The sequence below is a fragment of the Nakamurella sp. genome (genome assembly GCF_048594475.1).
Classification (GTDB): domain Bacteria; phylum Actinomycetota; class Actinomycetes; order Mycobacteriales; family Nakamurellaceae; genus Nakamurella.
Window position 1 is genome coordinate 1 of the sequence record NZ_JBMDXT010000275.1, and the last position, 3,238, is coordinate 3,238.

Annotated in this window: 2 protein-coding genes and 2 pseudogenes; 1 reads left to right on the forward strand and 3 read right to left on the reverse strand. The window is 74.1% G+C overall.

From position 1 onward, the window contains the following. Positions 1 to 602, reverse strand: a pseudogene (locus ACOJUF_RS12815) (ATPase); the annotation flags it as partial. Between the two features lie 95 nt (positions 603 to 697). Between ACOJUF_RS12815 and ACOJUF_RS12820 the strand changes: the two are divergent. Beyond that, complete coding sequence (locus ACOJUF_RS12820; protein ID WP_420122233.1) at positions 698 to 1,558, forward strand: dienelactone hydrolase family protein; 861 nt, start codon at positions 698 to 700, stop codon at positions 1,556 to 1,558. 200 nt (positions 1,559 to 1,758) lie between these two features. Here the strand turns inward: ACOJUF_RS12820 and glmM are convergent. Continuing rightward, positions 1,759 to 2,967 (reverse strand): annotated as a pseudogene (gene glmM, locus ACOJUF_RS12825) (phosphoglucosamine mutase); the annotation flags it as partial. 202 nt (positions 2,968 to 3,169) lie between these two features. Next, a partial coding sequence (gene rpsI / locus ACOJUF_RS12830) for a 30S ribosomal protein S9 (RefSeq protein ID WP_420122234.1) occupies positions 3,170 to 3,238 on the reverse strand: 69 nt, incomplete at its 5' end.

The window sequence follows — 3,238 nt, forward strand, 5'->3', positions numbered from 1 at the left end:
TCGGCCTCGAACGCGGTCAGCCCGAGCGCCGCCTTGGCCATCCGCTCGGCGCCGTCCGGCCCGAGGGACAGCGTCAACGCCCCGGAGGCGGTGTTGCGGGCGATCATCCCGTCCAGCGTCGAGCGGATCTGCGCCTCGGTCGGCAGCGGGAACTCCAGCAGGGTGACCAGGGATTCCAGGTCGGCCGGGATGTGCGGGGTCGGCGAGATCATGATCAGGTTACGGGGCACCGGCCCGTCCTTGTAGAAGCGGACGGTGTCCTTGAGCTGCCGCACCAGCTGGGTGTCCGGCGGCGCCGACGGCGTGCCCAGCCAGGGGTGCAGATCCAGCAGGACGACCACGCTGGGCATGGTCAGCGCGGCCGCGGCGGTCAGGGCGGCGTGCGGGGTGCGGGTGTCCGCACTGCCCGGCTGCCCCAGCGCGGCGAAGCCGTTGGCGGTCGACCAGACGAAGACCTGCCGGGCCGGCACGATCTGCGTCCGGTTGCCCACCACGGCGGCGATCTCGGCCAGCACCCGCGATTCCTCGGCGGTCCGGATGGACAGCAGCGGGAACCGGGCGCGGATCAATCGGCGCAGGTTGGTTGCGAAGTCGTCGGCCACCGGTGTGCTCCCCTGCTCGATCCTGACGCCCACGGCGCACCGGCTACTGTACGAGGGCGGCCGGCCCCGGCCGCCGTTCCGGGACGGGAGAGCAGATGGCCAAGCAGCCGCCGCCGACGATCAACCGGCCCACCTTCGAATACTTCACCTACAAGGGCCCGCACCGGGTCGCGGTCGGCGATCTGGCCCCGGCCGGCCTGCCCGGTCTGGTGTTCACCCCGTCGTCGGGCCGCCGGCTGCCGATCGTCGCGCTGGGGCACGGTTGGCTGCAGTCGGTGGACAAGTACGCCGACACGATGCGCTACCTGGCCTCGTGGGGCATCATCGTCGTCGCGCCGAACACCCACCGGAGCCTGTTCTCCTCGCACCAGGGGCTCGCACTCGACCTGTCCCGGGCGCTGCGGATGGTCGCCTACGGCGAGCTCGGCGGCGGGCGGGTGCGCGGTGACCTGCGCCGCCTGGGCGTGCTGGGCCACTCCACCGGTGGCGGGGCCGCGGTGCTGGCCGCGGCCAAGGACGACCAGATCCGGGCGGTGGTCACGGTGACCGCCGCCGAGACCCGCCCGTCGGCGATCCAGGCGGCCGGCCGGGTCGAGGCGCCCGGCCTGCACCTGATCGGCACCAAGGACGACTGGGCCGAATCCGACGGTGCGCAGATCGCGCAGTCGTGGGGCGGGCCGGTGCAGCTGCGCCGGGTGCGGGGATCGGCCCACCTGGGCCTGGCCGAGGGCCAGAGCTTCGTCAACGGCATCCTGGGCGCCGACTCGGACAAGCGGGTTCAGCACGCCACCCGCATCCTGGCCTCGGCGTTCTTCGTCCGGCACCTGACCGACGCCCCGCAACTGGCCGACCAGATGGAGAGCAAGGTCGCCGGCACCAAGATCCTGGACCCGAACGACCCCGACGTGACCCCGACCGTTGACATGGGCGATCTGAGCACCGCCGCGATGCTCTGACGGCGGCCCCGGCCTGCCTCGCTGATCAAACCCGCGCCGACCCGGACGAACCGGACCCGATCGCGCGGCTTTGATCAGCCCAGCCCCGGCCCCGGCCTGCTTCGCTGATCAAACCCGCGCCGACCCGGACGAACCGGACCCGACCGCGCGGATTTGATCAGCGAACCGCGGCGGCGCGGGCGCGGGCGGAGGCGGGCCGGTCAGACGGCGGCGACGACCTTGGCGACCCGGTCCGCGACGGACTGGGCGGACTCGTCGGTGCCGGCTTCGACCATCACCCGGACCAGCGGCTCGGTGCCCGAGGGGCGCAGCAGCACCCGCCCGGTGTCGCCCAGCTCGGCCTGCGCCTGCGCGACGGCGGCCTGCACGTCCGGGGACGCCGCGACCGCGGCCTTGTCGCCGACCCGGACATTGATCAGCACCTGCGGGAAGCGCTCCACCACCGAGGCGAGCTCGGCCAGCGGGCGCCCGGTCTCGGCGACCATCGCCATCAGGTGCAGCGCGGTGAGCAGGCCGTCGCCGGTGGTCGCGTGCTCGGCCAGGATCAGGTGCCCCGACTGCTCGCCACCCAGCGAGTAGCCACCGGCATTCATGTCCTCGAGGACGTACCGGTCGCCGACGGCGGTCGTCCGCACGCCGATCCCGGCCGCCTTCATGGCCCGGTGAAAGCCGATGTTGGCCATCACGGTCGCCACGACGGTGTCGCCGGCCAGCCGGCCCCGGTCGCGCAGCGAGATCGCGAGCAGGGCCAGGATGACGTCGCCGTCGACCACGGACCCGTCGGCCGCGACCGCCAGGCAGCGGTCCGCGTCGCCGTCGTGCGCGATGCCCAGGTCGGCACCCTCGGCGATGACGGCGTCCCGCAGGCCGCTCAAGTAGGTCGAGCCCACCCCGGCGTTGATGTTCAGCCCGTCCGGGCTGCCGCCGATGACCACGACGTCGGCGCCCGCCCGCCGGTAGACCTCGGGGGCCAGTTCGGAGGCGGCGCCGTGCGCGCAGTCGACGACTACCCGCAGCCCGCGCAGCGGGTTGGGGGTGGCGACCAGCAGATGGTCCAGGTAGCGGCGGTCCGCGTCGCCGGCGGGCCGGATCCGACCGACGCCCTCACCGGTCGGCAGCGGGGCCGGATCGGCCATCCGGCGCTCGATGGCGTCCTCGACGGCGTCGGGCAGCTTGCGGCCACCGGCCCCGAAGATTTTGATGCCGTTGTCGGGCATCGCGTTGTGCGAGGCGGAGATCACCACGCCCAGGTCGGCGCCCAGGTCGGCGGTGAGGAAGGCCACGGCCGGGGTGGGCAGCACGCCCAGCAACTGCACGTCCACGCCCGCCGAGGCCAGCCCGGCCGCGACCGCGGCCTCCAGCATCTCGCCGGACGCCCGCGGGTCGCGCCCGACCACCGCGACGGGGCGGGTCGGGCTCGCCGCCGGCCCGCGGGCCGCGGTGGGGCGTCCCGGACGGCCGGACGCACCGGTGGACGACGAGGCCGCCTCCCGGGTCGCGCCCAACTCCTGCGCCGCGGCCGTGGCCAGCCGCAACGCCAGATCCGGCGTCAGGTCGGCGTTGGCCAGACCACGGACGCCGTCGGTGCCGAACAGGCGCCCGCCCACGAGGTCAGCGCTTCGAGTACTGCGGAGCCTTGCGGGCCTTCTTCAGGCCGTACTTCTTGCGCTCGGTGGCGCG